A 25,741-nucleotide genomic window follows, 5' to 3' on the forward strand; every position below is an offset into this window, starting at 1 on the left:
TTTGAAGTGCCTATCATTGATTTTATTTTACTCTTCGCTTTTTGATCTTCATCGTTTGAAGGTTGACCGCAGAGTGAAATCTGCGGTCTTTTTTGTTTTTCAATTATTTTGAAAGGGGAAAATAAGATGTACCAAGAATTGAGAAAGGCAATCGAGCGGCCACCGCTCTATAAAAAAATGGCAGAGGCGTTTTGGGACGATGCGTATATTTCCAAGCAAATGTTAAAGGCTCATTTGGATCCTGATTTTGAGGGAGCTAGTAGAAAGGTTGACTTTATCAACGAATCCGTTCGATGGATCAGTCGCCTTGTTCCGCCAGAAAAACAGACGCAACTTCTTGATATCGGCTGCGGACCAGGGATCTACGCGGAAAAATTTGCAGCGCTGGGCTATGAAGTGACAGGCGTTGATTACTCCAGAAGATCCCTTACCTATGCGAGAGATTCTGCGAATAAGCGGGAACTAAATATTACCTATCTATTTGATAACTATTTGGAGATGGCATTGCCTCAGCAATTTGATTTTATTACCTTGATTTATTGCGACTATGGTGCCTTAAATCCAGAGGAACGCAAACTACTGCTAAAAAATGTGCTGGCGCATCTAAAACCGGGTGGCAAATTTTTGTTCGATGTATTTACGATTGAACAGTTTTTAACGCTTAATGAAGAGCAGACCTGGGAAAGTCACGAATCAGAAGGGTTTTGGCGGGGGGAGCCCCATCTTGTGCTATATCAACGATGGAAATATCCTGATCACGTCTTGCTGGAGCAAACAACGATTTTAGCAGAAGGTGAGACCACAAATTATTACTTATGGACGACCTATTTTACAAAAGATGCATTGCTGAGGGAAGTTCAGGCTGCAGGCTTTGATATCTGTGAGGTATTTGGCGATGCTAAAGGCAGTCCTTATAGCGAAGAAGATTCAACAATGGCGATACTTTTGAAGAAGCCACAACTGAAAGAGTAGTTTTCTGTAAATAGAAACAAAAAGAAACGATGATTTTTCGTCGTTTCTTTTTGTTTGGCTCGGAACTGATCGATCAATTTTTTCGTACTAATGATCGGGCCTATTCAACACTACTCATTCAGCGAAACGTCGAACCATCGTAATATCTGTTTCCAAATAGCCCATTTTTTTGTATAGCTGATACGCAGATTGATTATGGGCAAAAACGTGCAAGCCGATCTCAGTGATGCCTTGCTGGATCGCCCACTTTTCCAAAGCTTGTAACGCTTTGGTTCCATAGCCTTTTCCTCGCTGGTCTTCCTCGATGATAAAGTCATAGATGAAGGCTTTCTGGGCAGCTGTGTTGATCCAAATCACCCCGATCGGTTCACTAAAATCAGCTGCAAATAAAGAAAACAAGTGATTGTTTTCAGTGGCAGTCCCTTGAGGAAGTAAAGAAGCAAAGCTTTCTTTGGCGAGGGAGAGGGCCTCGTCTTTGGCCCATGTGCCTGCTTGGATTTTGTCATTGGCGTATTCGAAAACAGCATTGGCTAAGTAGGCAGCGTAGTCGCTGTCTTTCATTGGTATTAAGTTCATCTATTTCTCCTTTCGTCCTTTTGGATTCTCCCTATCTTGCAGAATGATTGCAGTAAGGGTAAATGGGGACGTTTGATTGGTAACTATTTGTTCCCCCTTCAGTTGAAGGTCTCTGACAACGGGTCTCGTCGTTGAAACAAAAACAGGTCATCCGGTGCAAACTGGTGGCGTGCATCGCAAGTATAGCCCCGCAACCAGTCACAACCATCGATGCGGCGAACGTAGAATCCTTTGGGGAAATCGTCGGTTTTCTCCAAAGGCATAGAAGCGATCGTGATTGCGGCAGCTGGCGCTTTTCCTTGGGATTTCAGTCCGGTGCTATTTGCCAGTTGATGATAGCTGAGGCGAAAGTGTAAGGCCATTTCCAATGTACAATCGGTCAGTCCATAAGAAGGTGCAGCTGCAAAAATCTCCGTCAACGAGCCGCCTTGGGGGAGTCCCAGTTCTTTAAGGGGAACAATCACACAAGTAGTACGCTGTTTATCGGCACTGAGGGAGAGGTGGGGATGGCGCAAGAGCTGGTTGGCATACGCGTTTAAGTGAATCTGCTGTTCTTCCAACTGCTGGCAAAGGCGGGCTAGCGAAACCCCGCCATAGTCTACGATCACTTCTTTCAAATCAAACACTCCTTTCAATAGGGATCCATTTCTTGAAAAATCAGTTCGCACCCTCGTTCTCAGTCAAATTGGCATAAATCGCAGCAACTTCTTCTTGGTAACGATTCTTTAATCGAGGGGGACTTAAAATGCGTAGGCTTTTTCCAAAAGAGAACAAATAGGGCACTACCCAGCTTTCCTCGGGCAAATCAACGGTAACCACAGCAGTGCCTTCCTCCGTCAAAGTAATATCCTGATGATCGAACTCATCATATACCCGATAAAGAACGTCGGCTTGAAAGAATAGACGCGCAGGATAGGTGGTAACAGTCAATTCAATGGCAGAATCAGGCGCAGTGACCGGAAAAAAATGCTGTTCAGTGACGTGGACCTGACTCATGCGGCTGATTTTAAATGTCCGAAAGGCATTCTTTTGCTGGTCGAAGGCTTGCAGATACCATGCTTGCGAACGAAAAAGCAGTTTGTAAGGCTGACAGACGCGTTTTTGCGGTCCCTGTTTACTGATATAGTCAAAGGTGATCACGTGGTTCGTTAAAATACTCTTTTTTAATAAATCAAACGTGTCGTTGCCGTTTTCTCGCCGATGCCAAGTGGAAAAATCAACTTCTAGCCAGTCTGCATCGTTTTGCTGGAATAAGGATTGCAGTTTTGCCAATGATTCTCCGCTGATCTGTGGCGTTAGCTGGCGAATCCCTTTCAACGCCAAAAGTAGGTTTTTTCGTTCTTCCTCTGATAATAACACTTTATCCAACACAAAACTGCTTAACAGATAAACGCCGCCATTTCGACCCGTTTCGGTATAGATGGGCACGCCAATACTGCTTAGGGTATTGATGTCTCTTGTGATGGTGCGAGTCGAGACTTCAAATTGTTTGGCTAATTCAGATGTCGTTGCTTTTTCATGATTCAACAGGTGGTAGATAAGGCCGAACAGGCGTGTCGTGCTCACTTGGTTTACTCCTTTTATAAAAAGATGATAAAACACTGACAGAAGGTGTCTAGGTTTTTATCGTATCATAAAGACAAAGAAGGAGGAACTCTAATGAAATTTTCGATAATGGCAACGGAAAGAACCAATAATTTTACTGATCCAGCGATTCAAGCAAAAATCACTGGCTTATGGGAGAAAAACAGCGAGGCGGTCAAGAAAGCCGCAGAAAAAGGAACGGTCATCGCTTGCGTTTACCACGAGTATGAGTCAAACTATCAAGGAGACTATGCCGTTTCGCTTTGTTTCGAAGAAACGGAGCAAGCAGACTTTGATACAGAAAAATATACTTGGAAAAAGTATCCGGTCGATCGGCGCGATGCGCAGGGCATTCTGACTACTTGGCGTCAAGTCTGGTCAGAGGAAGAAAACCAGCAGTTGCAGCGCAGGTATTCCTTTGATTTCGAACAGTATGCGCCAGACGGCGAAGTAACGATTTTTATCGCCATTGAAGAAAGCGACAAAGAGTAACCATTTTCCTGAATAGGAGGACAGTCAATGAGACAGTACGAAAGCAAAGCAGACTTGATCCAAGAGATCACAGAACGTTACCAAAAATTTCGCCAAGAATTTGTTGAAATTCCCGAAGCGTTACGAAATCAGCGAACAGTTGGGGTCGATAAGACGCCTTCAGAAAACTTGTCTTACCAAATCGGCTGGGTCAGTTTGTTATTGTCATGGGAAGCACAGGAACAACAAGGGATGAGCGTTCACACACCTGCTGAAGGGTATAAATGGAACAACCTTGGCGGATTGTATCAATCCTTTTATCAGACATATGGCAGTTTGACCTTAGCACAGCAGCAAGAGCTCTTAGACCAAAAAGTGACGGCCCTTTGCCAGTGGATCGAAGGCTTATCCGATCAGGAATTGTTTGAAGCAGGGCAGCGGGATTGGGCAACCACCAAAGCACAGTGGCCAGTCTATAAATGGATCCATATCAATACAGTAGCACCCTTTACCAATTTCCGAACGAAAATCCGAAAATGGAAAAAGGAAGCACTGCATTGATCAATAGAGAAATGAATGAATCGAACAGGAAAATCACACCCTTTTCATAGTGTGATTTTTTGCTGTACATAAAAAAACGGTTCATTGAGAAACAATGGCAAAGAAGCGCCAGCGACTTGCTATCAATTGTGAGAGACTGAAAATCGTGCTATGATGGCGTTAATCAGAGCAAGGAGGAAAAAGCTGATGTGTGGTGGCATTATTTCCCAAAAAATTGCCTAAGCCCATGTAGATCAAGACCAGCAAAAAACGATTTACATGGGAGGAACAAATGATGAAAGAAAACAAATATGATGACCAAACGTTTTTTACTAAATACAGTGAAATGACTCGTTCACAAAAAGGCCTGCAAGGAGCTGGAGAATGGCAGACGCTAAAACAAATGTTGCCGGATTTTAAAAAGAAGCAGGTGCTTGACCTAGGTTGTGGGTATGGATGGCATTGCCAATATGCTGTAGACCATGGAGCGGCAGCAGTACTAGGAACGGACATTTCTCAACGGATGCTTGAGGAGGCCAAGAAAAGGAACCCTGATCCGAAAATAACGTATCAATGTGTCGCAATGGAAGAAGTGACACTTCCTCCAGCCACAATAGATGTTGTTTTAAGTTCATTGGCGTTTCACTATGTGGCAACGTTCGAAACATTGATCAAAAGCATATCGGTCTGGCTGAAACCTGGTGGTGTACTCGTATTTTCGGTGGAGCATCCGGTTTATACTGCGGAAGGATCGCAAGATTGGCAGTATGATAGGCAGGGGGAAATCCAGCATTTCCCAGTCGATCATTACTATTATGAAGGCAAGCGGGAAGCGCAATTTTTAAATGAAACGGTGACCAAATACCATCGTACCCTGACAACCTATTTAATGACCTTATTGCAAAACGGCTTCATTTTAGAAAAAGTGATTGAGCCGCAGCCGCCAGAAGAATTACTGGAAGTACCGGGAATGAAAGACGAAATGCGCCGACCAATGATGCTGCTAATAGCTGCTAGAAAAAGCTGACTTAAAGAATTGTTAAACAGTTGATCTGTGAAGATCAGCTGTTTTTTTGTTTTGTGTCATCGTAAGAAACAACCGATGAAGCCTGTGATCGCTTGATGTGTAGTGGGTTGAGTTAACAAAATAAACTGTTATTTTAATTGCTAAAGTGACGCGAAGGTGACAAAAATGAAACGCCATTACTTAAAAGGGTATGCTATATTTTAGACAGTACTTGTTTTTTTACGGAAAAAAGCCGATAGATGATGGCGTAACTTACGCAATCGCCGCCAATTGGTTTTATAGAAAAAACGCAAAACCATTCCCAAGTCCAATGCACGTTTGCTGAATATTCAGCAAACGAAAAGTAAATGACTATGATTAGAAAGGGTGAGGATCATCGAAAACAACCAAACCATTGGCTTAACGTCAGGGGAAGTCAAGGCGCGGGTGCAGCGCGGTCAAGTCAATAAGACAAAAAAGGATACGACGAATACGTACCCGAAAATCCTGTTTACCAATATCTTTACCTTTTTCAATTTAATCAACTGTGTCCTATTCTTTCTCGTCTGTTTGACGGGTTCTTATCAAAACGGTTTGTTCGTCTTTGTTGTCTTCAGCAATGTGATCATCAATCTCTTTCAAGAAGTTCGTTCCAAACGAACGCTAGATAAGCTGGCACTGCTAAAAGTTGCCAAAGCCGATGTTTATCGGGATGGTAAGCTGGAGAATTTGCCGATCCACAAACTCGTAATGGATGATGTGTTACGACTGAAAAGCGGGGATCAAGTGCCGACGGATGCCAAAGTCATTCAAGGATCTTTAGAAGTCAATGAATCCTTGCTGACTGGTGAAATGGATACGATCCACAAACAGCCGGCAGACGAGTTGTTTTCTGGCAGTTTTATCACTGCTGGTGAAGCGTTGTGCCAAGTGATCCACGTAGGCGCTGATAACTATATCGCAAAAATCAACAAAGAAGCCAAGACCATCAAACGACAAAAATACTTGATCCAAGGCAGTTTGAATAAAATCATTCGTTGGATCAGCTTGATTTTGGTACCGTTATGTACCCTCTTGTTTGTCAAACAGTTCTATTTCTCTCATGCGGCTTTCAACACCGCCATCTTACGGACGGTGGCGGCAGCTGTAGGGATGTTCCCCGAAGGTTTGTTTTTATTGACCAGTGTCACATTGACCATCAGTGCCGTCTATCTGGCGCGCAAAAAAGTGATGGTGCAGGAATTGAACTGCATTGATGCTTTGGCACGGGTCGATGTTCTTTGCTTAGACAAAACCGGCACGATCACCGAAGGCAAGATGACGGTGGAAAAGACGATTTCCTTACAATCGGAAACACCGTTGGCAGAAATCACCGGCAACTTAATGGCTCAGCTACCCGATCAGAACCCAACGGCAATGGCGCTACGAACCTTTTTTTCAGAAAAAACGACTTACCAGATGCAGCAAGTCGTCCCCTTTTCATCTGACCGCAAATTCAGTTGTGTCACGTTTGAAGGGCAAGGCACTTATTTCATCGGAGCTGCGTCGATTTTACTGGGAACCAACCATGAAGCTGTCTTAAAACAGGAAAGACAGCTGGCAGAAGAAGGCTATCGGGTGATCGTTTTGGCGCACAGTGCGCAAGGCTATGAGGAGGCAGGACTGCCGACGGATATTGAACCGTTAGGATTTTATTTACTGTCAGACACGATCCGTGAAGATGCCAAAGAGACCTTGGAGTATTTTCGTTCACAAGCAATCCAATGCAAGATCATCTCTGGCGATGATCCAGTGACAGTCAGTCAAATCGCGAAAAAAGTCAATCTACCAGGGGCTGCTGATTTTATCGATGTATCAAAATTAACTGCAGCCGAATTAAAAGAAGCTGTCAGCAACTATCAGATTTTTGGTCGAGTGACGCCGCAACAAAAGAAAGAAATGGTACTCTACTTGAAAGAACAAGGGCATACTGTCGCGATGACTGGCGATGGCGTCAACGATGTTTTGGCGCTGAAAGAAGCCGACTGTTCCATCGCGATGGCTTCCGGTGTCGATGCTGCGCGTCAAGTATCAAATTTGGTGCTTTTGGAAAATCAATTCGATGCTTTGCCATCGGTCATGGATGAAGGCCGCCGAGTAATCAATAACATTACTCGCTCAGGTTCATTGGTGCTAGTGCAAGTCTTATTCTCCATCATGATCACTATGGGGACGTTGTTATCAGGAACGACATATCCTTTTGAGCCGATCCAATTAACGATCATCAATGCCTGCTTTGTCGGCATTCCGACCTTCTTTTTAAACTTTGAACCAGACTTCAATCGGATCAAAGGGGAATTTATGACAACGATTTTCAAAAATGCTTTTCCAACAGCATTGACGATTACGGTAGGAACTCTGCTGATCATCAACTTTGGCTATTGGTTCAACAGTAGCAGCAAAGCTCTATCGATCATGAGCATTATTTTTACCGCTTGGAACTATCGCTTGATCCAGAAAAAAGTCTATCCAGCTATCAACAGCTATCGAACGATGATTTTTTTCAGCACCCAGATCTTGTACTTTGCTGCCTTGATCGTCGGTCGTGACCTCTTTAACCTAGGCAATACCAGCTATCTCAACCTCATTCTCTTGATTGCCTTGTTGAATTTTTCCGCCTATATGCAACGCTTTGCGGATAAGGGCATCGAGTTACTGATGCGAAGGTATACGAAGAAACGTAAAAGCTTGTCAAAAGAAATGATTCAGTAAATGGTAGAAAAACTGATTGCTTAAGTAGCGCTTGTAGCTTGCTAAGCAATCAGTTTTTGTTTATAAATAAATTTCTTTTATTTTCAAGGAGTCTAAGTCTTGCTATGAAACTCGTTTCATACCGTACAATCAACCGAGGGACCTTTTCAGAAAATTTGTCGAAAGTGAATCAGTAAATTTTCTATGGTAGACTTAGGTCAATCGTAAAACAAACAGATAGGAATGAAGGAAATGGCAACGATACGCGATATAGCAAAAATCACTGGTTTTTCGATCACGACAGTCTCTCGTGTGATCAATGGCCATCCTTATGTCGATGAGCAAAAGCGAGCAGCGATTTTGGCGGTGATGGAAGAACTGGATTACAAACCGAATAAGATCGCCCAAAAGCTCAGCTCGGGGAAAACCTATAATATTGGGGTCATCGTGCCGTTTGTCAATCACGCCTTTTTTGATGGGATTCTAAATGGCATTATGGAAGAAGCCTTTGCTAAAAAATACAAAGTGACGTTATTGCCGACCAATTTTGATCGGAAATTGGAACTAGAATATCTAGAAGAATTCGCTGCAAAAGGGTTTGATGGATTGATCGTCATTACCCGCGCAAATCATATCGAGACGTTTTATCCCTACATGGAAAAAGGACCGATCGTTTTTTGTGAAAATTCGACCGGTACTGCTGTTCCTTTCGTTGCGATCGACTTGGTCGGCTCTGTGACAGCTAGTATCAATTATTTAAAAGAACAAGGCGTAAAACGTTTGGGACTGACGCTCGGGCGCAGCAAACGGCTTAGCTGCAATTCAGTCAATACCATCGCAAAAGCCAAGGAGCTGTTTCCTGCTTTTTCGGAAGCCGATATTTATTGGGATTGTATCAAAGCACAAGACGGGATTTCCGCAGCAGCCTTTTTTAAAGAACGAGGAATCGATGGGGTGATCACAAATGGAGACGAAATCGCAGCAATGATTTTGAATCAATACTTCCACGGGACAGCACCCATCGTGATTGGACAAGAAAACCTGCTCATCAGTCAAATGCTGCATTTTTCTTCCGTTGAGTTTCATCTGAATCAGTGCGGCAAAGAAGCCTTTCGCTTGTTTCAAGAAAGAAAACAAGAACAGATCATTCTGCCTTATGAACTTATTATTCGTGAATAATCATTGTCAAAAAAAAGAACACACCTTATTACGAGAGGTGTGTTTTTGCCTGATTTTTAAAGGGAATTTGAGGAGATAAAATAAAAAAATAAAGAAAAAATCAATTTTGAATGCTTGCTTTTCACAGAGTAAAGGGCTACCATTGGTCTGTGGCTTTTTCGCCACAAAAATAGGAAACGTATCAGACAAGAGTACTTGGGGAAGATTCTCTTGGGGGAAGCCTGATACGTTTCCTTTTGTTCATTCTAACACTATTTATATATAAAGTAGAGAGATATTGAGTAGATAAATAAAAATACTGCTGTAATTGATGAATAGGAAAAGAGCAAGCTCACAAAGGACTACTTTCAAATCGTTTTCCTACAACATGTTGGATGGCAAATGGCTCCTCATGTTTTGGTTAATAAAAGAGGATCAACTAACTAATTGTGTGGCACCAACTAGAAAATTACATAGCTTAGCAACACCTGTTTCAGCTGTTTCTTTGATTAGAACAGTTGCAGTATTCTCGTAAACATGAATCACACTAACTTCTTGTAAACCGGTAAAGCCAATAACATTTGCCTGATAGTTTTGACCAGGGAACACTTGGTATTTTTCCATGTTTTTATCTCCTTCATTATTCTTATTTCAAAAGAATAATAATTAAAATTTAAGAAAAAGTAAAGTGAAACGATTTTTCATTCAAAAACACAGCCCTTTGGCGTTTGTCTCGAGTAATTTCGATCTTTTTCTGCAATTTTTCATTATGTTTTTCAATAAATATGCGGTGGCTTATTGAACTTTATTCAAGAATATATGCTGCTTTTTTTAAGCAGCAATCACAGATTTCATCTAAACGAATGGGAGAAAACAGCAGCTGAATTGTTTGTTTTGTACCGGATTGGGGCTTATAATAAAAATAGGAAGAAGGATCGACGTCACCGCTTCCTAAATCAATTGAAAAGGGCGTGGAAGTTATGGAAAACGTATACCGAAATAACTTTGTCAAAAGAACTATTCAACTGATGTTTGCACCAAAAAAGATCAGAAAGCGTCCACCAGAACAATGGATCAAAATGCCTATCGACCGAGGTATTCGGAGAAAGGACGCGTGATCCAGCATCTCGCAGCTATGCGTGAAATAGTATTTGAAGAGAAAAGAACGTTAGGAAGTCCCGAACGCGGGACTTCCTTTTTTGTGTCAGTGACATTGGGAATTTAACGAGAAAGTAGTTGCCAGCAGGTTCTCTTGTGAAGGGCTCCTTTCAGAAAAGGATATAAAAGGAAGCTTGCACTTTTCCTAGCGCTCAATAGACGAACGGAAGAAATCAATAGATAGCAGTGTTAGTGGATAAAGGATCGAAAGGATTCTTTCCAGCTGTTTTCAATTTTAAATTGAGTTTTCCAAAAAGTAGGATATTCAAAGTGGCGTTAGTCTACCTACGTGATCAGAATGGATGATTGATAAAAGAAGGGGAATATAAAAGCCACTTTTTTCGCACATAGATTCTGTTAAAATAAACATAGAGGTTCAAACCTGTAAAATAATCTTATAATTTTTAAAGAAGGTGAAAGCATGGACTACCTAGAAATCGCAGGTCATTTCCAGACAACATCCTTTGATCCCCAACCGTTTGTGCAAACGGCGATCGATGATCGAAAGGTAAGAGATAGACTAGTGGAGAATGTCGTTGATGGTCAAAATCATATCAATGAGTATTTTAATAGTTATTTGATCATTAAAGAAGTAGCCGTTAAAAACCCTGAGCTGATTTATGATGAATGGGAACGGATCTGGGCATTGCATACCCATAAAAACTCCTATCATCGGTGGATCGCTCATGATTTGATCAGTCAACTTTTGGTGATTGATCATGAAGACAAGTTTGAAGGGATCAAGCAAGAGTATGTACTGCTGCCTAAAGGAGAAAAAATTAGTAATTTCTTGAAGATGACTGAAAACATCAAGGAAGCCAGTCGATACAAAGACCTTCAGCAAGAGATTCAGCGTTTACTTGCGGATCAAGAATGGCTGTCCCACTTCAATGAAAAACAAGTGAAGCGTATTGAAAAAGTCCTTCAAACCCTTTTGGCTGAATGAATCAAGAAAAGCAATAAAACTTGTTTCAGAAGGAATTTTTCTACTATTTTTCTTGATTACTAGGAATAGTAGTGAGCAATGGGGAACACATTGCAATGATAGCTAACAATTATTTGCATGTATCGAATGCAAAATCTCCCTTAAGTCCTTGTAAGAAGCTAAGTGAAACTTTATACTAGAATGTAATACTTATTCAAAAAAAGGACAAATAAAATGAGGACATGAGCTTTTATGAAGAAATATTGTAAGGATAATGTGCTGGAAGCGGCGATGACGCGCCTGGAATATATTTTTGATACCTTTCCCCATGTTTATTTCTCTTTCAGTGGTGGAAAAGATAGCGGTGCCATGATTCAGTTGGCTGACCAAGTCGCCCGACAAAAAAAGAAAACTTTTGATCTGCTGATTTTAGATATCGAGGCAAATTATGATGCTACGAGAACGTTCATGGAAAAAATCAAAGCGTTACCAACTATCAATCAAACCTTTCACTTCTGTTTGCCCTTTTACGAGGACAACAACACTAGCGTATTTCAGCCACAATGGCTGATGTGGGATGAACAAGAACGTGAGAAGTGGGTACAGATGATGCCAAAAGATGCAATTTCACTTGCTGATTTAGATGAATCATTGATGGAAATCTATCAGAGTGCAAATATGAATCCAGATAAGTTCTTACGAAACTTTGCTCACTGGTACGCAAACTATCATCAGTGTGAACCCGTTGCTTGTGGCGTTGGCATCCGAACACAGGAAAGTCTATACCGATATCGGTCGATAACTTCGCCAAAGTATAACTTTCGGAAGCAATGCTGGATCAAACGGCAAGTAGCAGATTCCATGGTCGTCAATTTTTACCCCATCTATGATTGGAAGACAGAAGATGTCTGGGGCGCCTATGCCCATTTTGACTGGCCGATCAATGGCTTTTATGAAAAATTATATGATCATGGCGTTCCGATTCATCAAATGCGAATCTGTCAGCCTTATGGTATGCAACAACGAAAAGGCTTATACCAATATGCTCTGGTGGAACCGGAAACGTGGGAACGCGTCGTCAACCGCGTGTCAGGAGCCAATTTTGGTCGATTGTATGCCCAGACGGGATTATTGGCGCATTACAATACGAGAAAGCCAAGTCATATGACTTGGCAAGAGTATGCGGTCTTTTTACTGGAATCAATTGGACTTTATTCAAAGAAATTACAGGACCATTATTACCGCAAAATCACAATCTTGATTGATCATTATCGAGAAAAGCACGGTATCGAAGTGGAAGACATTCCCGATGTGACCAAACGTAAGGAGTGGCTGAAAAACGAAGTACTCTGGCATGACTGGAAAGGGATCGCTCGTGCGTTAGAAAAAAATGATTTTTCTTTGAGCACGCGACAATACAGTCTGACGAAAAAAGATGAGACGGAATTGTATGAGTTGGCGGTCGATTTTGGGGCGGCGTTGGGAATCGAGCATTTACCCAAGTATCAGTTAAAAAAATTGAATGCCAAATATGAGTATTTAACGAAAAAAATCACCTAACGATGGACGAATGTGTCCCTAGAGAGGAAGGGTTTTGTGAACGAACGATTGGTTTTATTTTTTCCACCGTATAAGAAAAGCCAATTCTATCAATTGATGGGGGCATTTTTTGCGGAACGGGTGTATCAGCAGCAATTTCCGTACTTAGTCAATGATGAGAACTGCTACTGGTATGTGATTCTTGATGACGAAAAACGGGTGACCGCTTTTTCTTATTATGAAAAAGGCGTCAATAAAGTGGAGCTAGGGGAATTTTATGAAAAAGATCCAACTGCTCAATTTAAAAAGTTTCTTTTACGGAAAATGTTGGTGGATATCAGCCGCAACTACCCAGAAGCAGAGATTCTCGCTTCTAGTAACCAGCCTAGTGAAATTGCACTTTTGGAGTCAAAAGGGTTTGCGGTCTATCGACAAACAAAAAATTATTCATTTCTAAAAAGGAGTGTAGTACCTCATGAGCGATATCGATTTTCCAGTGTTAGCGGCGAAGCTGATCCCAGTCAGCAAGATTCACGCGAATACGTATAATCCCAACACCGTGGCTGCTCCAGAGATGGATTTGCTGGAACTGTCGATTCGGGAAGATGGCTTTACGCAGCCACTGGTTTGTTACCACGATAAGGAGCAGGACAAGTATATTTTGATCGATGGGTTTCATCGGTATGTCGTAGCAAAAGATCGCTTAGAATTGCCAAGCGTTCCGGTCACAGTGATCGATAAGCCTTTTGAGAATCGCATCGCTTCAACGATTCGCCACAATCGAGCACGTGGTACCCATGGCATCGAGAAGATGGGAAACATCGTGCAGCAGTTGGTCGCTAACGAGTGGTCGGATGAACGAATTGCCAAGGAATTGGGGATGGACCGCGAAGAGGTCTTTCGCTTTAAGCAGCGCTCAGGCTTAAAAAGTGCCTTTTCCAACCATGAATTCAGCAAATCTTGGATTGAGTTTGAAAAAAGATACTATAAAGGCAAAAAAGAGACCTGAGAGGTTGAAAAAACTATCTAAAAAAGCTATCTATTAGAAGACAGCGATTCGTTAATAATTCTTTTTAAATTTTGAATAGGTGTTTTTTACAACGATAACGATCAGATTGATCACCATCGACAAACAAAGCGTCCCTAAGAGAATGGCCAGGATCACACCTAATGTGTCTCTTAGAAAGCTGAAGATCGCTTCAATGATAAACATAGTTTTTCCTCCTTTTCTCATCGTCTATTTTTTCTGACAATTGCAAAAATAGGCTCCTTGAGCAATAACTGCCTGCTACTAAAAACATGATCGAACGGTTTTCAAGTCCAGCCTTTTTTGGTGATTGTTCTTTTCCAAAGTAGAGTATACATTGGAAAGGATGAAAGAACGTTTCTATTTTTTATAATCGGTAAAAAATTCTGAAATGTAAAGAACAACAGTGGCTTTTTTATCTCCTGCGGATAGCATGAATAATCGTACCAGTTTGCATAAAAAAAGTAAAATGATAACAAAAAGTGAGTGGCGAAACAAGAGGTAATCATCTGATTGAATAATAATAAGCGAAATGAAAAGCTATGCTGCACAACGTCTGTAGAACAGAAAGAGGTTGTGCGGCTATTTGTTTTCACGCTGCTTCTTTGCTGCTAGAATAAATACTATCATTTTTTTTTTGAAGAATAACTGCATAAAAATCGATCGTGATCAAACTGGTTTTATAACAATTACAGTAAGCGCATTTTTAACTCAAAGACAAACTTTTTTGTAATATTCGGGAAAAGTGTCAATGGTTGCTTTGACAGTAAGCCAATCGTCATGCGGAGATTCGGTAAAGGCAGTGATAAAATTTTTACTTGAGCGCATGTTTGATCAATGATCGAACGCGGGACTAGACCGCAGAAGCCTGTTTGTTCAATCAAATAAGGAATCGTCGTGCTGCTGCTGACATATTCCCATTGGAGCGAAGGTACACACTGGTCAAGGTAGCCCTCGATATTTCTAAGTGCAGGACAGTCACCGCCGGAACTGTATAGATGGATTCCTGTAAGGTCGGCTAATTCCTTAATGATCAATGGGTTCGTGATCGAAGTGATGCAGCAGATTTCTTCTTGGAAAAGTTCTTCATAGACAAAGGAATCTTCGTGAGGAAGTGAGCATAACGCAAAATCAATACGATTTTCTTTTAATGCATCGGCTAATGCCAGCGTGGATCCCACCATGATCTCGAATTTTATTTTTGGGTATTGGTGGGAAAATACATGGAGAAGCTCCGGTAAAATCAACATGTCATAAGGGGGGACGATGCCCATCCGTAAAGAATATTCGACTGTGTTCGAAGCATTGAGCAACTGTTCTTTGACCTCCTCCCACTGAGCGATCAGACCAGGAACCGCCTGTTTCAACAATTCACCTTCCAACGTGAGTACATTGCTTTTTCCTTCCAAAAATAACGCTACTTCTAACTCTTCTTCTAACTTTTTGATATGGTTCGTAACCGTCGATTGGGCATAGTTTAATTTAGCAGCAGCTTTCGTAAACGTACCTTCTTCAACGATCGTTTTAAAGGAGTGCAGCTCTTTGATAAAATCCACATTGGTCCCCCTCTCTTTTTACCTATTATACAAAAAAGGAGCGGGGAGAAGATTTCTTTTTTTTCTAGTAAATAAAAAAAATAGATACAAAAGTTATTTAAAACATGCAGTCTGTTTTGATCGTATGTTTCTTTGCTTTTAAAATAACGCTTTTCACATTTGGGGCTAAGAGTAGCTGCTAAAATTTCTATCATAAAAAATACACCAAACATCCCAACTTTTCAGGGATTACGAGCAGCACACGAAAACAAGACAATGAATTTTTACGCTGCGCTTGAAAAGAAAAGCGTTTGTTAGGAGAGGAATCTTGAAAAAAGGTCTGATTTTTTTCGGATGTGAAAAAAATAGACACGCTAAGAGAAAAGAAAAATGGATACTTAGGAAAGGACTAAAATAGCAAACCATGCAATGAAAAAACTGACGGCGCTTCCTTCAAGAAGGCCGACAGTTGCCTTAGGTCAATGAATCGGTGTGATTCTTGGCTGAATCAGCTGTTCAATCGTTTTGTGGATGATCGTCCAGTCCGAAAGGGTAGGAACATTGGAAATTCGTAGTTGCTGAAATTTGGGGTTACTTTTCAGATGCAAGTCAAAATTGCTAACGATCAAATCAATTTCTCGATGGATCAATTCTTGTTCATCAGGAGCCACTTCAAAAAAATAACTGATTTCTGTATGGTCATTTTTGAATAGCTCTGTTGATGCGGCTAAAAAGGCATCTAATCCAGCACCACCTTGAAAAGCAAAGGCCACTTTGAGATGTTTTTTCAACTGATTGCTAGAAGAAAGTTCGCTTAACAAGGTCAACGTAACTGCGACATGCTCTAAGTGAGTAAACGAAAAGAAACGACTTTGTTCATTAAACTGTTTCAACCATTTATTCCAAGCAAGGTAGTCCGTCTTGAATGTCGCTTCAACAAAGGTTTTGATCTGGGGATCGGCAAATTCGTAATTCGCAGAAATCATCGTTAACAAGCGGAGATTTACGAGATATGCGATGATTTTGTGTGATGCTGCAGGAAGGATAGCTATTCCAGGTTTCTTTAAAAAGGCAGCAACTTCTGCGAGAATTTCTGGTTTCTCTGTATGATGAAAAATGTAATCCGCTTCGCTTTCCCCATTAATATCCATCGTACTATACGAAATGCAGTGGAGAGCATTGAGGAAGATCCAAAGGAGTTCTTGTTGCGGCAAGTGGATGATCCGGTATTTTTTCAAATAATACTCGTTTAATATTTTTGAGAAAACAGCGAAGCGTTCTTTCTCTAATAGATTGCGTTCTAAAGACGGTGGCAATGTCAAAAAGTAAGAATAGCGCCACCTACGCTTGGCAATACTTAGCCATAGGGCAAGTCGATAATGACTGTAATGCAAATCTTTTTTGTTGGCTTCTTTTGCTTTTTGGACCAGAAGACGCGCATCTGCAGGGCTGTCTTTATCTAAGATCGTGCTATCGCCATAAGCGGAGAAAAAGACAAACAGACAAAAGCGAATATCGGCTTCGGTACCGATAAAATCAAGATGATTCGTTGCGATGGTCACAGAATAGGTTTGTAAAGATTTGTTCATATAACTGATCGTTCGCAACAGATGACTGCGGGAATAGCCAAATTCGATCGTTGCTCGGTGAATAGAGTATTTTTTATTATCAATGATACTAGACATGATTTTAAACTCCAACGTTTCCATGCCCAAAAGCTGAATGGCAGAATTGATTGAAGCATTTGGTGCATACTCAATCGAAACGATGTTGGATCCAGAAAGTTTGATCTTGACCAGATCTTTCGGCAAACTGTCGCTTAAAATACTTAATTCTTTAGAGACTGTAGGCAAGGAAAGTCCCAATAATGTCGCCAACTCTTGCGGGTGATACCCTGCGGGTGCTGCATTTAGCACTTGCAGAATTTTTACTTGACGAGAAAATGCCTTATCTCGATGTAAGTTGATGGATAAATTTTCTAACATTGATGTCACCACCTCTTTCAAGACCCTGTGGGAGCGATCAGCGATCGAATATAAAAACCATTCGTTTTAAGTAAATTATATAATACTCTGGGCCATTCAAGAAGTCTTATCCCTTGAAAATTGAAGGAATTCATGTTAAAGATGCGGCGCCCACATATTTTTGCGAAGGACAGTCATTTAAGGGAGTTATTTTATAGAAAACACCCCTGCCAGTTGCAGTCAACCAAAATTTGGACAGATTGGAACGGAAGTAAGTGTGAATAAAGTTTGGAAAAAGAAAAAGGAGAAAAAGTAAAAATGAAAAAACGCGTAGTTATAATTAAGAGCGGTTTAATAGGGATGCTGATTTTAGGGACAACCTTTCCAAGCACATGGCCGATCGCTCAGGCAACAGAAACACAACAAACAGAGCAGCAAACACCATTCATAGACTCATCGGTTCCCTTGCTGGCAGATTCAACAGGAAGCATGAACACAGGAGAAAAGACAGATACCCAAGAAGGAAATGCTGACGTCATATCTTCTGAAACAACCGAAAGTGAAGTGGTGACCACCACTTCAAACTCAGAAACAAATCAATCTAACGCAGCTGATGCTGCAGAAAAAACTCAAATTTCAGTTACTGCCCCATCTGCTGAAACCAATGTAGAATCTACGGATAGTCAACCTCTCGCTGCAGAATCAACGAAGAGTATCGAGAGTTTCAACTACGATCTGACTGTAGAATATGATCCGATCAAGTATAAAGCACTGGTTTTGGATTTGCCAATCCCGGAAAAATACGCACACCAAACACTATACCAAGACCCGCAGCTGACAGAAGATTTTTATGTCTACAAAACGGATAAGGTATACATGCTGGTGGGACTATGGTATACAAGTGAAGTGACTGGTACCAATCAATTAAATATATCTTGGACAAGCTTCACAGGTTTTACGATCAACTATTACGGTTTAACAGCGGTTTTAGAATATACCGACGCTAACGGTAACCTTTTGTTTACAGCAACATATAATATTCGCTTTACAAATAGCCATCTGACCATTAAATATGTGGATGAGACTGGTATGGAGATCTATCCTTCCCAAACGATCAATGATAGTACCAATGAGCCTTATGATGTCTCTACAAGTGCGTTTATTCCACAAATTCCGGGGTACATCCTTGATACCAGTCAACTGCCAACGAATGCAAAAGGTGTTCTTCCTCGTGGCGAAGTAACGGTGACGTACGTCTATCAAAAAGCACCGACTGACTATACCGATCTGACCGTGAAAGATACCACGATTTATGAACAGGATTCATGGACAGCGGCGGATAATTTTGAGCAAGCTATTTCAAAAGAAGGCAAAACTTTGACTTATGAGGAATTTATTGCTGAGGGTGGTCGTGTTTCCGGACAAGTAGATACTAACAAAGCCGCTACGTATAAAATCAGTTATCAATTGAATCATGTTAGTAAAGAAGCAACGATACTCGTAAAACCACGATTCACTGCGATTAAGGTTCATGATTCTTCGATATACGTCGGCGATGACTGGGCCGCAGAAGATAACTTTGATCAAGCCGTAGATCGGGATAACAACCCAGTTTCGTTTGCGGATGTGAACGTTGAAGGAAGCGTAGATACTAAAAAAACGGGGTCCTATGAGGTAGTTTATCGTTATGATGGAGTAGCATCAAAAGCTGTGATCACCGTCAAAGCCGACCAAACCAAGGTGACTGCCCATGACAGCGAGTTGTACACAGGGGACAACTGGAAAGCTAAGGATAATTTCGATAGTGCAACAGATAGAGATGGTTCATCTGTTGATTTTGGGGATATCACTGTCACGGGGACTGTCGATACAACGCAAGCAGGCAAGTACGAGGTCACTTACAGCTATCACGGCGTAGAAAGCAAAGCCACTATCACCGTCAAAGTCAACCAAACGGCAGTCAAAGTCCACGATAGTGAGTTGTACACAGGGGATAACTGGACAGCTAAGGATAATTTCGATAATGCAACAGATAGAGACGGTTCATCTGTTGATTTTGGGGATATCACTGTCGCGGGGATTGTCGATACAACGAAAGTAGGCGAGTATGAAGTTATATACAGCTATCATGACTTAGAAAGCAAAGCCCTTATCACCGTCAAAGCCGATCAAACTACAGTCAAAGCCCACGATAGCGAGTTGTACACAGGGGAAAACTGGACAGCCAAAGACAACTTCGATAGCGCAACAGATCGGGATGGTAAACCTGTTGATTTTGAAGATATCACCGTTACAGGAAAAGCAGATACAACGCAAGCAGGCAAATATGAAGTCATTTACAGCTATCACGGCGTAGAAAGTAAAGCCCTTATCACCGTCAAAGCCGATCAAACTACAGTCAAAGTCCACGATAGCGAGTTGTACACAGGGGATAACTGGACAGCCAAAGACAACTTTGACAGCGCAACGGATCGGGATGGTAAACCTGTTGATTTTGGGGAAGTCATCGTTACAGGCAAAGCAGATACAACGCAAGCAGGCAAATATGAAGTCATTTACGGCTATCACGGCGTAGAAAGTAAAGCCCTTATCACCGTCAAAGCCGATCAAACTACAGTCAAAGTCCACGATAGCGAGTTGTACACAGGGGAAAACTGGACAGCCAAAGACAACTTCGATAGCGCAACAGATCGGGATGGTAAACCTGTTGCTTTTGAGGATATCACTGCCACGGGAACAGTCGATACAACGAAAGCTGGCAAGTACGAGGTCACTTACAGCTATCACGGAATAGAAAGCAAAGCCCTTATTACCGTCAAGGCGGATCAAACGTCCCTGAACGTTCACGATTCAACGATGGATCAAGGTGATGAATGGCAGCCAGAAACAAACTTTGATTCTGCCACTGATCGTGATGGCGAAGAAGTAGCGTACTCAGAAGTAGAAGTTCAGGGCAAAGTGAACACCGATAAAATTGGTCAATACATGGTTTCCTACCATTACGGAGCAGTGACCGCCCGTGCTGTCATTACTGTACAAGCAAAAGTCAGCCAAGCGCCTAACGAAACACCACCAACCGAAGCACCAGAAACGGATCTTCCAGAAGAGGAGTGTCCTGAGACAGAAATACCTGAGACGGAAGAATCTAATTCAGCGACTGAAGAGCCAATACAGTTGGGACCTGAGACCGGGGAATCAGAAACAGCGGGTGTGGGAAAAAATGAAAATGATCCATCAGAACAATCAAATGAATTCTCAGCTACCGGCCGCAAACCACCACTGAAAGAAAGAAAGTACTCAACAGCTAAGCAACTGCCGAAAACAGGAGAAATAAGTAGTGTCTTCCTAAGCGTTACCGGGATTGTATTCTTAATCGGTGGGGTGATCCTTTTTTATCGAAAAAAATCACAGAAAAAATAGCAGTTGGATCAACAAAACAACTTGCTAAATTAGAACTAGATAAAAGTGTAATCCAAATGGCTACTGAATTTTAACTTGTTCATTTATCTGCTATGATAGTTTTCTAATAAAGGAATTGTTGAAAAGTATTTTCAACACGCATTTGGGTAGATAGTTTAGAGGAATGACAACTTCGATAGTAAAGCATATTAAAGGAATAGAGTGACAGCAGATAAAGGTGCTGTTACGCTATTCCTTATTTGTTAGTAACAAATGATTCAGGATACAAAATTGGCAATATTCGTTTTGCGATAGCTGTTTGGTGAAACGCCTACCCAATTTTTGAATTGTCGACTAAAGTGTGCGGGGTGCGAATAGCCAAGTCTTTCCGAGATACTTTCTATCGTAATATCAGGGATAGTTAACAGTCGTTTGGCTTCTTTTAATTTAAGTGAGTCCAAATAATTTTTTGGTGAAATACCGTAAATTTTTTTAAAAGCTTCAAGACCATAACTTGGAGACACATTCGCTTCAGCATAAATTTTTTTAATCAAGATATCGATCTTTTCAGTATTTTTTCTTTCAAAAAAGTGATGAAAATTGTGATTGATAACTTCTGCAATACTTCTAGCGATACTAAGCGTTTGAATGTTGGCATTTTTTTTAGGATCCAGTTCAGTGAATCTTATAAGTTCAAAAATCAGTTTTGTTAAAATTTGAATGGTTAAGATTTTATCAGAAAGTGAAAAACTAGGTGCTTTATCATAGAGATCAATCCATTCATTGATGATTACTTGGAGTGTAGTGTTCTCAGCTGTGTTTTTTTCGAAGATCAAGGGAATATTCTTCATTAGTACATAGCGTAAAACGGGTTCATCGATATCGAAATGTGCGGTAAAGTAGCGTAAGCCATTTTCTGAGTAACAGGCATTTAAGTGGAGCATACCCGGAGGGATAATCAAGATATCTCCTGCATCCAATAAATACTCCTTTTGGTTGATCGTGGTTTTCTGCTTCCCAGATAAAATAAGTAGGATTTCAAAAGCATTATGAGAGTCTAAGTAGCTAGTCCAGCCATAAGGAACTTTTTGTGTATGTGCAGAAAAGAAACGGACACTAGTATCTAAATTCGGTAGAAACGCTAGATGATTATATAAGCTCTTTTTCATAGTTTGATCTCCGTGGTTTTTGGTAAGTTTAACGTGGTAAAAACCATTTCTAAATTTATTAATAAAAGTATACTTTAGATAGGAACTGAATGAAAGTGGTTTCAAAAAAAGGGGATGATTTTATGATTCAAAATCCAATATTAAAAGGCTTTAACCCAGATCCATCAATTTGTAAAAGGGGGGATACTTATTATATTGCCACATCGACATTCGAGTGGTTTCCCGGTGTACAGATATACGAGTCGAAAGATTTAAAGAACTGGCGTTTACTTGTTCGTCCGTTAAATAGAATAAGTCAGCTGGATATGGTTGGTGTTCCAGATAGTGGTGGCGTCTGGGCTCCTTGTTTGACATACGAAGACGGAAAATTTTGGTTGGTGTATTCAATTATGCGTGAACATCGTGCCTTTAAAGATGTCCGCAACTATTTAGTAACCGCTGATGATATAGAAGGTCCATGGAGTGAACCAATCTTTCTAAATGCGAGTGGTTTTGATCCGTCGCTTTTCCACGATGATGACGGGAAAAAGTATCTATTGAATATGATCTATGATTTTAGAAATGATCATCCTTGGAATTACGGAATCGCTATTCAGGAATTTGATGAGGGGAAAGAACAAGTGGTAGGAAAACCAGAAATTATTTTTAAAGGAACCCATTTAGAGAAAACAGAGGGGCCACATATTTATTTTATCAATGGTTATTATTATCTTTTCACAGCGGAGGGAGGATCCCAGTGGGGGCATTCAGTTACTGTGGCCCGCTCGAAATCATTGTATGGACCGTATGAAGTACACCCTGATAATCCTATCCTGACCGCTTGGTATTCTCCCGAAAATGATTTGCAAAAAACGGGACATGCGTCATTAATTAAAACGGATAGTGAGGAATGGTATATCGCATACTTAGCAAGCCGTCCAATTAAACGAAAAGGAAAAGGCTTATTTGAAGAAAGAGGATTTTGTACCTTAGGGCGTGAATCGGCATTAGCAAAAATTGAATGGACACCAGACGATTGGCCGATCGTGACTGGTGGAAAAGTTGCGCAAAAGTATGTACCCAAACCAAACTTACCAGAGTGCCCTTGGTCCAGCAAACCTAAAAAGAATTATTTCGCTTCGGGGATTCCTTCTGAGTTTCAAACCCTAAGAATTCCGTTTAGCCAAAAAATGGGGCAGATAACAAAGAAAGGATTGATTTTATACGGACAGGAATCCTTGTATTCAGTTTTCGAACAATCCTTACTTGCCCGTAGATTTGAATCTGTAAATTTTATAGCTGAAACGGCGGTTGATTTTTCCCCTTCGTATTTTCAACAAAGTGCTGGTTTGGTCTGTTACTACAACAGTAAGAATTGGACCTCGCTACAGGTTACGGCTAACGAGCAATTAGGGAAAGTTTTGACAATTTTAAAATGTGAAGGAGCAAAACTTAGTTGGCCCTTGAGAGATCCGATCGTTCTCACTGAAGAAGGGAATGTGTATCTGAGAGTTAAGGTCAATGCTCGTTTTTATCAGTTTTTTTATTCATTGGATGGGAAGAATTGGAAAGAACTTTCTTTCATTTTTGATACTTACAAACTTTCAGATGATTACATTACAAAACCATTCTTGGGACCTACAGGAAGTGCGTTTACGGGTGCTTTTGTAGGCGTTCACTGCAATGATTTAACAGGGATGAGGCAAGAAGCTGCTTTTGAATATTTTAGTTATCAAGATATAGAGGAAGACGAAGTCACTAAAAATTAAGGATAGAGGAGAAGAAGATGAATAGGACAAATATGGTGTCAAGTGCTGGGATCCGGGTAAAACTTCAAAAAATGGGCTCATTTTTAAGCGGTATGATCATGCCGAACATATTAGCTTTTATAGCTTGGGGACTATTAGCGGCATTATTTATTCCCACGGGTTGGCTTCCTAATGAAAAATTTAATGAAATCGTGCCACCTACGCTAAACTATTTGCTACCATTGCTAGTAGCATATACAGGTGGGAAACAAGTGTATGGTACTCGAGGGGCAGTAGTAGCCTCAATGGTGACTATGGGGTTGATCGTAGGTGCTGATGTTACGATGTTTTTAGGCGCAATGATAGTAGGACCGAGTGCTGCCTGGGGGATGAAAAAAATCGATTCCCTTTATGAAGAAAAGGTAAAAACTGGGTTTGAAATGCTTGTTAAAAACTTTAGTGGGGGCATTTATGCTGCTATTTTGACAGTTATTGGCTATGTATTAGTAGGTCCAATATTCAATACATTGAACTATATGATGACTGATGCAGTCAATGTACTCGTTGAAAACCATCTTTTGCCCTTAGTAAGCATCTTTATGGAGCCAGCAAAAGTCTTGTTTTTGAACAATGCCATTAACTTTGGTGTTTTTGCACCAATCGGTTTAGAGCAAGTAGCTGAAAATGGTCGTTCCATGATGTTTGCAATTGATAATCCAGGTGTTGGGCTAGGTATTTTGTTATCATATATGGTTTTTGGAAAAGGAACAGCTAAGAAAACCGCTCCTGGGGCCATCGTTATCCATTTTTTTGGAGGAATAGCAGAAATTTTCTTTCCTTATGTACTGATGAATCCATTATTGCTGATTCCAGCTATATTAGGAGGAATGAGTGGCGTTGCAACACTAATGATTACGGGAGCAGGAATGATTTCCCCAGCTTCGCCCGGCTCTATCTTTGCCTTCATGGCTGTGACTCCTCGGGGGAGCCATTTTGGTATTTTATTGGCAATCACTGTTGCAACTGCGGTCACATTTATTGGTGCTTCCGTTGTTCATAAATTAACAAATCGAACGTCGGATAAGAACAATGAAGAATTTCTCCTAGCAGAAGAAAAGACCAAGGAAATGAAGCAAAAAGGGAAAATTAGCAAAGATTTTTCAATCAAAAAAATCATATTCGCTTGTGATGCAGGAATGGGCTCTTCTGCAATGGGGGCAACGATCGTTAGAAAAAAAGTTCAAGAACTCGGTTATGATATTGAGGTTACAAATGTTGCTATTCGTGATTTATCAGCAGATGAAACGTCATTAGTGATTACTCAAAAAGAGCTTCAAGAAAGAGCAAAAAAAGCTGCACCGTCTGCGCATTTTCAGTCAGTAGATGAGTTTTTGAATAGTGAGCGATACGATGAGATTCTCGCTGATTTGAGATAATCATCACCTTTGGACTAACTAATGTGAAAGCCTATGATCATAACGATAAAGAGTACGATCATTTAACAATTTTCATTCCAAATAAAGGAAAGAACAATAAATAATCGAAAAAATTACAGGAAGAGTTAGGAGATAGTTCTCTTCCTGTGATTTTTTGCTACTCGTATTTACATAATTTTCCTGATCTACCCTGATTTGAACTAAAAATCTAGAAGAACCTATTCGTTCAAGAAACGATCTCCTCTTTTTCCAGACTAAGATAACGATAAAAAGTTGATCGTTTTAACCCTGTTTGGGCACAGATATCCACAACAGCTTTTCCTTCTTTTTGATAAAGGTTCAATGCGTGTTGAATCAGTCCAGGATCGATTCGTGGGCGACCACCGATATTTCCTCTAGCACGAGCGGATTCTAAGCCTTCTTTGGTCCGTTCGACGATGATGTCTCGTTCGAATTGGCTAAAGGCTTGGAAAACAGTCATCATCAATTTCCCTTGTGGGGTTTGCGTATCAAAATTTTCTTTAATACTGATAAGCTTTACTCCTTTTTTTTCAAAAAAGTAGACAAGATCAATGAGATCTTTGGTACTTCTTCCTAGTCGCGAGAAACTTTCAATGATGATTTTATCGTTTTCTTTCACTCGTTTTTTTAATTTATTTAATTCAGGACGATTCGCACGAACACCACTGATCTTTTCCGTATAAATTTTATTGCACTCATACCGGTCAAGTAAATCTAACTGACGCGAGAGATCCTGTTGTCTTGTGGAGACACGTGCGTACCCATAAACCATATTTGTCATACGAATTCCTCCAGTTGCACAAA

22 protein-coding genes are annotated in these 25,741 nt (G+C 40.8%); 13 read left to right on the forward strand and 9 right to left on the reverse strand.

What is annotated here, in order from left to right; genetic code table 11:
• Positions 1 to 126 precede the first annotated feature (126 nt).
• Entirely contained in the window at positions 127 to 972 is an 846-nt protein-coding gene (locus IGJ26_RS02710) for a class I SAM-dependent methyltransferase (RefSeq protein ID WP_016611319.1), read from the forward strand.
• 114 nt (positions 973 to 1,086) lie between these two features.
• Here IGJ26_RS02710 and IGJ26_RS02715 read toward each other — a convergent pair whose 3' ends face one another.
• The 3 genes from IGJ26_RS02715 to IGJ26_RS02725 all read right to left on the reverse strand — a co-directional run bounded on the left by IGJ26_RS02715 (position 1,087) and on the right by IGJ26_RS02725 (position 3,114).
• The gene (locus IGJ26_RS02715) at positions 1,087 to 1,548 is read right to left on the reverse strand and encodes a GNAT family N-acetyltransferase (RefSeq protein ID WP_008377933.1); all 462 of its coding nucleotides are present in this window, start codon (positions 1,546 to 1,548) and stop codon (positions 1,087 to 1,089) included.
• Between the two features lie 98 nt (positions 1,549 to 1,646).
• On the reverse strand, positions 1,647 to 2,216 hold the full coding sequence (locus IGJ26_RS02720) for a hypothetical protein (RefSeq protein ID WP_016611318.1): 570 nt from the start codon (positions 2,214 to 2,216) through the stop codon (positions 1,647 to 1,649).
• Positions 2,206 to 3,114 (reverse strand): helix-turn-helix transcriptional regulator, encoded by a 909-nt coding sequence (locus IGJ26_RS02725; RefSeq protein WP_034871895.1) that lies wholly within the window; start codon positions 3,112 to 3,114, stop codon positions 2,206 to 2,208. Before IGJ26_RS02725 ends, IGJ26_RS02720 begins: the two co-directional genes overlap by 11 nt.
• Positions 3,115 to 3,207: 93 nt before the next feature.
• On the opposite strand from IGJ26_RS02725, the gene IGJ26_RS02730 reads away from it, so the two are divergent.
• From IGJ26_RS02730 to IGJ26_RS02750, 5 genes are all read left to right on the forward strand, one after another.
• Positions 3,208 to 3,624 carry an effector binding domain-containing protein gene (locus tag IGJ26_RS02730; protein ID WP_005232024.1) on the forward strand — a complete coding sequence of 139 codons (417 nt, stop codon included), beginning with the start codon at positions 3,208 to 3,210 and terminating at the stop codon, positions 3,622 to 3,624.
• Positions 3,625 to 3,651: 27 nt separating this feature from the next.
• Positions 3,652 to 4,164 (forward strand): ClbS/DfsB family four-helix bundle protein, encoded by a 513-nt coding sequence (locus IGJ26_RS02735; protein WP_218193225.1) that lies wholly within the window; start codon positions 3,652 to 3,654, stop codon positions 4,162 to 4,164.
• A gap of 274 nt (positions 4,165 to 4,438) precedes the next feature.
• Positions 4,439 to 5,170, forward strand: coding sequence for a class I SAM-dependent methyltransferase (locus IGJ26_RS02740; protein WP_218193224.1), 732 nt, complete (start codon positions 4,439 to 4,441; stop codon positions 5,168 to 5,170).
• Between the two features lie 366 nt (positions 5,171 to 5,536).
• Positions 5,537 to 7,900: an HAD-IC family P-type ATPase gene (locus tag IGJ26_RS02745; RefSeq protein ID WP_086372616.1), complete on the forward strand. Its 2,364-nt coding sequence runs from the start codon at positions 5,537 to 5,539 to the stop codon at positions 7,898 to 7,900.
• A 231-nt stretch (positions 7,901 to 8,131) separates the two neighbouring features.
• Positions 8,132 to 9,058, forward strand: coding sequence for a LacI family DNA-binding transcriptional regulator (locus IGJ26_RS02750; protein WP_430599849.1), 927 nt, complete (start codon positions 8,132 to 8,134; stop codon positions 9,056 to 9,058).
• A gap of 414 nt (positions 9,059 to 9,472) precedes the next feature.
• Here IGJ26_RS02750 and IGJ26_RS02755 read toward each other — a convergent pair whose 3' ends face one another.
• Positions 9,473 to 9,661, reverse strand: coding sequence for a hypothetical protein (locus tag IGJ26_RS02755; RefSeq protein WP_005227564.1), 189 nt, complete (start codon positions 9,659 to 9,661; stop codon positions 9,473 to 9,475).
• Positions 9,662 to 10,616: 955 nt separating this feature from the next.
• Between IGJ26_RS02755 and IGJ26_RS02760 the strand changes: the two genes are divergently transcribed.
• The 4 genes from IGJ26_RS02760 (at position 10,617) to IGJ26_RS02775 (ending at position 13,668) form a co-directional block, all read left to right on the forward strand.
• Positions 10,617 to 11,141, forward strand: a complete 525-nt coding sequence (locus IGJ26_RS02760; RefSeq protein WP_005232018.1) for a hypothetical protein — start codon at positions 10,617 to 10,619, stop codon at positions 11,139 to 11,141.
• A 231-nt stretch (positions 11,142 to 11,372) separates the two neighbouring features.
• On the forward strand, positions 11,373 to 12,680 hold the full coding sequence (locus tag IGJ26_RS02765; protein ID WP_008377955.1) for a DUF3440 domain-containing protein: 1,308 nt from the start codon (positions 11,373 to 11,375) through the stop codon (positions 12,678 to 12,680).
• A gap of 36 nt (positions 12,681 to 12,716) precedes the next feature.
• Positions 12,717 to 13,208, forward strand: a complete 492-nt coding sequence (locus IGJ26_RS02770) for a hypothetical protein (RefSeq protein WP_050790962.1) — start codon at positions 12,717 to 12,719, stop codon at positions 13,206 to 13,208.
• Entirely contained in the window at positions 13,135 to 13,668 is a 534-nt protein-coding gene (locus tag IGJ26_RS02775) for an IbrB-like domain-containing protein (protein ID WP_005232014.1), read from the forward strand. Before IGJ26_RS02770 ends, IGJ26_RS02775 begins: the two co-directional genes overlap by 74 nt.
• 51 nt (positions 13,669 to 13,719) lie before the next feature.
• Here IGJ26_RS02775 and IGJ26_RS02780 read toward each other — a convergent pair whose 3' ends face one another.
• From IGJ26_RS02780 to IGJ26_RS02790, 3 genes are all read right to left on the reverse strand, one after another.
• Positions 13,720 to 13,872: a hypothetical protein gene (locus tag IGJ26_RS02780; protein WP_008377957.1), complete on the reverse strand. Its 153-nt coding sequence runs from the start codon at positions 13,870 to 13,872 to the stop codon at positions 13,720 to 13,722.
• A gap of 503 nt (positions 13,873 to 14,375) precedes the next feature.
• On the reverse strand, positions 14,376 to 15,242 hold the full coding sequence (locus IGJ26_RS02785; protein WP_016611302.1) for a LysR family transcriptional regulator: 867 nt from the start codon (positions 15,240 to 15,242) through the stop codon (positions 14,376 to 14,378).
• 458 nt (positions 15,243 to 15,700) lie between these two features.
• A complete protein-coding gene (locus tag IGJ26_RS02790) occupies positions 15,701 to 17,206 on the reverse strand; it encodes a helix-turn-helix domain-containing protein (RefSeq protein ID WP_430599850.1) in 1,506 nt (501 codons plus the stop codon).
• Positions 17,207 to 17,503: 297 nt separating this feature from the next.
• Here IGJ26_RS02790 and IGJ26_RS02795 point away from each other — a divergent pair, with 297 nt between their 5' ends.
• Positions 17,504 to 20,605 (forward strand): bacterial Ig-like domain-containing protein, encoded by a 3,102-nt coding sequence (locus IGJ26_RS02795; RefSeq protein WP_430599851.1) that lies wholly within the window; start codon positions 17,504 to 17,506, stop codon positions 20,603 to 20,605.
• Between the two features lie 257 nt (positions 20,606 to 20,862).
• Here IGJ26_RS02795 and IGJ26_RS02800 read toward each other — a convergent pair whose 3' ends face one another.
• A complete protein-coding gene (locus IGJ26_RS02800) occupies positions 20,863 to 21,753 on the reverse strand; it encodes an AraC family transcriptional regulator (RefSeq protein WP_005232009.1) in 891 nt (296 codons plus the stop codon).
• A 122-nt stretch (positions 21,754 to 21,875) separates the two neighbouring features.
• On the opposite strand from IGJ26_RS02800, the gene IGJ26_RS02805 reads away from it, so the two are divergent.
• The gene (locus IGJ26_RS02805) at positions 21,876 to 23,501 is read left to right on the forward strand and encodes a glycoside hydrolase family 43 protein (protein ID WP_225869345.1); all 1,626 of its coding nucleotides are present in this window, start codon (positions 21,876 to 21,878) and stop codon (positions 23,499 to 23,501) included.
• Positions 23,502 to 23,518: 17 nt separating this feature from the next.
• Positions 23,519 to 24,916 carry a PTS mannitol transporter subunit IICB gene (locus tag IGJ26_RS02810; RefSeq protein WP_061053760.1) on the forward strand — a complete coding sequence of 466 codons (1,398 nt, stop codon included), beginning with the start codon at positions 23,519 to 23,521 and terminating at the stop codon, positions 24,914 to 24,916.
• A gap of 226 nt (positions 24,917 to 25,142) precedes the next feature.
• On the opposite strand, the gene IGJ26_RS02815 is transcribed toward IGJ26_RS02810, so the two are convergent.
• The gene (locus IGJ26_RS02815; protein WP_005232006.1) at positions 25,143 to 25,718 is read right to left on the reverse strand and encodes a recombinase family protein; all 576 of its coding nucleotides are present in this window, start codon (positions 25,716 to 25,718) and stop codon (positions 25,143 to 25,145) included.
• Between the last annotated feature and the right edge of the window lie 23 nt (positions 25,719 to 25,741).

The organism is Enterococcus sp. AZ095a (assembly GCF_050546735.1).
In the GTDB taxonomy this organism is placed as follows: Bacteria; Bacillota; Bacilli; order Lactobacillales; family Enterococcaceae; genus Enterococcus_D; species Enterococcus_D entomosocium.